Here is a 2,938-nt window from a genome sequence, read left to right as displayed (position 1 = left end):
GATTGTAGCACCTTTTCCTGACCGGCAACGAAGTAGTCCCCAATTTTTTTTCAATAACCCCTTGACAAATTACACACAAGCTTAACTTCTCACCAATGGGTGTAGGGTGTGGGGTGTAGGGTGTGGGGTGTAGGGTGTGGGAAGAATAAATATAGTCATTTCAATTAAGATTGAGAATATCAATGCCAGAGTTCATAAGGGTTTAACTGGTCTAGAGTGTATCAGACTTATCTGAAATGACTATAAAAATAATCTCCTGACTCCTGACGACCGACTCCTGACGACCGACTCCTGACGACCGACTCCTGACGACCGACTCCTGACGACCGACTCCTAACCCCACCAACAAACTTTTTCAGCAAACCCTATTGTAAAGTTTTGTTAATTTTTCTGGGATTAGGGCATTTTGTAAAAATAGATACAGAATTGTATGTTATATATATTTAGTAGGTGATTAAAAAAGTTCGAAACACTATTTGCAGATCGGAGGAAATGATTATGTCCACAGAACAACAAGCTCGTGCCTTAATGATGCGTCACCACCACGCCGTTAAAAATCGTCAACAATCGATGTTAGGGAGAAGTGCTTCTGAAATCGGTATTGACAATGACAATGGCTACGGGGAAACCGTTCAACGTCGCTTCTCGGCCGACTTTTCTTCACAAACTTACGATCGCTCTGGTGTTACTCTCAGTTAGGGTCTGAGATTTCGCCAAAGTATCAGCTTTCAATCTTAGAATTAAGTGAACAATCAGCCCACACAAACCGAGATCGGAAGGTGTGGGCTTTCGGTTTTTAGAGATAGGGGTCAGTCCTGGGCCGATTACGGGGTTTCATCGGGATTTATGCCTAATTGCCGTAATTGCGCCGCTAAACGTTCCGCACGTTGACGTTCGCTTTCAGCCTGTTGATAGGCTGCCTGGGCGCGTTGACGTTCGATTTCAGCATTCTGACGTTCGATTTCGGCTAATTCCGCGGGTAGGAGAATTAAATTGCCGTCTAGGTCATAAAAACGTAGCCAAGGGGCTTCTTCTCGCTGGATGCTGCCCATCCAGACTCCTAACCATAATCCCAAACGTTGACACCATAACCAACCGCGGTGGTCGGGAATAATTTCTTGATAGCATTGATTTGGGTCTAAAGTCCAACCTTGCAGGGAAGTGGCATCAAAGGGATTATAAACGAAGTATTGGGAACAGCGAAAAGTCCGCTCATACAGGTCTTTTTTGGTAGTTAAATCGATTTTTGCGGTGCTTTCTGACATTAATTCCACGATCACATCGGTATAACGTCCGTTTTCGTCCCAAACCACCCATCCTTGTCGTTTATAACTACCATCGATATCGAGGACAACGAAAAAATCGGGGCCACGAAAATCTTTATTAAAAACCCGCTCACGGCTAAAGTAAATAAACATATTACCGCCAACAAAAAAGTCTTCTCGATCCTGATAGGCTTGTTCGATAGAATCGATTAAGACATTCATGGCCTTGCGGTGACGGTGCGTTTCCAAAGGTTCTCCATCATCAAAAATCAAGTCTTCCGGGGGAATGGGTGGTTCTTGCCAATCGATAACTGGAGGAGTGAGGGGTTGAGTCATTGGGGTTACGTCCGGGATAGAGATGGTTTTATTTTATTTGCAAGACGAGGCGATATTTAGGTTGTCCGGTTCGCAATTTTTCCATGGCTTCATTCACCTGGGAGATAGGATAGGTTTCTGTCACCGGTTCAATGCCATGGCGAGAGGCAAATTCGATCATTTTATTGATGGTACTGGGACTACCCAAAGGACTGCCAGAAATCGATTTTTGACCCATAATCAAGGGAAAAGCATAGGTATTCATGGGTTCAAGAACAGCCCCAACAATATGCAGACGACCTTTGGGACGTAAACAGGCGATATAAAGACCCCAATCGAGATTAACGTTAACGGTAGAGATGATGAAATCAAAGTAATTTTGTACCGATTGCAAAGCTTCGGGGTCTCTGGAATTGATAAAATGAGTCGCGCCTAATTCTTTTGCTTCTGTTTCTTTGTCGGGACTACTGGAAAAAGCGGTTACTTCGCAGCCCCAAGCTTTGAGGAATTTTAAGGCTATATGGCCCAATCCACCAATACCAATGACACCAACTCGCGCCGTGGGTTTAATATCAAATTGGACAATGGGATTAAAGACGGTTATACCACCACAAAAAAGCGGGCCAGCTTTGGCCGCATCTAACTGGTTCCCCAGGGGAACTAACCAACTATGATGGGCCCGGACTTTTTCAGCAAAACCGCCATGGCGACCGACGATAGTTCCTTCGGCAGTAGCACAAAGGTTTTGATCCCCTGACATACAAGTTTCACAGGTCGAACAGGAACGGGAAAACCAACCAAGACCGACTCTTTGCCCTATCTTTAATTCTTTGACTTTAGCACCGAGAGCGGCGATCGTACCGACCACTTCATGACCGGGGACAAAGGGATAGGTGGTCAGTCCCCAATCGTTATCGAGCATACTTAGGTCACTGTGGCAGATGCCGCAATATTCCACCGCGATTTCCACATCTTCATCCCCTAATATACCCGGATCGTAGTCAAAAGGCTCTAGTTTTCCCCCTTTTTCTCGGGCAGCATAGGCTCTAATCATGATTAAGTCCTCTAGAATGGGTTTATTGGTTATCTTATCCTAAATTGCTCTGATACTAAATCCAGTTATTAAAAACTGATTATCTATTCTCTCTTTTGCCTTTTGCCTTTTGCCTCTTGCCTTTTGCCTGTCCTGATATGTAGCCTATACTCAAAGGATTTAGTATAGACCTCTTGCAAAAGTCTTAAGTCGATCCTTGTACAGCAACATTTTTGAAGATTATCAACTACTAATAAATAATTAACTGAAAGTCCCTCCCATTATTGTTTCTATCGTTTGTTTTCGGATTTATGCAAGAGGTCTT

At 44.0% G+C, this 2,938-nt stretch carries 4 protein-coding genes; 1 reads left to right on the top strand and 3 read right to left on the bottom strand.

Annotated features, from left to right (window positions below):
* Window positions 1-227: 227 nt before the first annotated feature.
* Window positions 228-362: a hypothetical protein gene (locus tag PX482_RS23330; protein ID WP_288026164.1), complete on the bottom strand. Its 135-nt coding sequence runs from the start codon at window positions 360-362 to the stop codon at window positions 228-230.
* A 136-nt stretch (window positions 363-498) separates the two neighbouring features.
* On the opposite strand from PX482_RS23330, the gene gifA reads away from it, so the two are divergent.
* Window positions 499-699, top strand: coding sequence for a glutamine synthetase inactivation factor IF7A (gifA, locus tag PX482_RS23325; RefSeq protein ID WP_002758764.1), 201 nt, complete (start codon window positions 499-501; stop codon window positions 697-699).
* A 125-nt stretch (window positions 700-824) separates the two neighbouring features.
* On the opposite strand, the gene PX482_RS23320 is transcribed toward gifA, so the two are convergent.
* Both PX482_RS23320 and ahr read right to left on the bottom strand, forming a co-directional pair.
* Window positions 825-1,601: a Uma2 family endonuclease gene (locus tag PX482_RS23320; protein WP_288123093.1), complete on the bottom strand. Its 777-nt coding sequence runs from the start codon at window positions 1,599-1,601 to the stop codon at window positions 825-827.
* A 28-nt stretch (window positions 1,602-1,629) separates the two neighbouring features.
* A complete protein-coding gene (ahr, locus tag PX482_RS23315) occupies window positions 1,630-2,634 on the bottom strand; it encodes an NADPH-dependent aldehyde reductase Ahr (protein ID WP_002758768.1) in 1,005 nt (334 codons plus the stop codon).
* Window positions 2,635-2,938 lie beyond the last annotated feature (304 nt).

Source organism: Microcystis sp. M53602_WE12 (assembly GCF_030065455.1).
In the GTDB taxonomy this organism is placed as follows: Bacteria; Cyanobacteriota; Cyanobacteriia; order Cyanobacteriales; family Microcystaceae; genus Microcystis; species Microcystis aeruginosa.
Note: the sequence above shows the minus strand (reverse complement) of the source record. Positions and strands in the feature narration are given on the sequence as shown.

Bases quoted from the DNA above. Each gene is read 5' to 3' on its own strand.
- PX482_RS23320 (WP_288123093.1), bottom strand. From the start codon at position 1,601: ATGACTCAACCCCTCACTCCTCCAGTTATCGATTGGCAAGAACCACCC.
- gifA (WP_002758764.1), top strand. From the start codon at position 499: ATGTCCACAGAACAACAAGCTCGTGCCTTAATGATGCGTCACCACCAC.
- ahr (WP_002758768.1), bottom strand. From the start codon at position 2,634: ATGATTAGAGCCTATGCTGCCCGAGAAAAAGGGGGAAAACTAGAGCCT.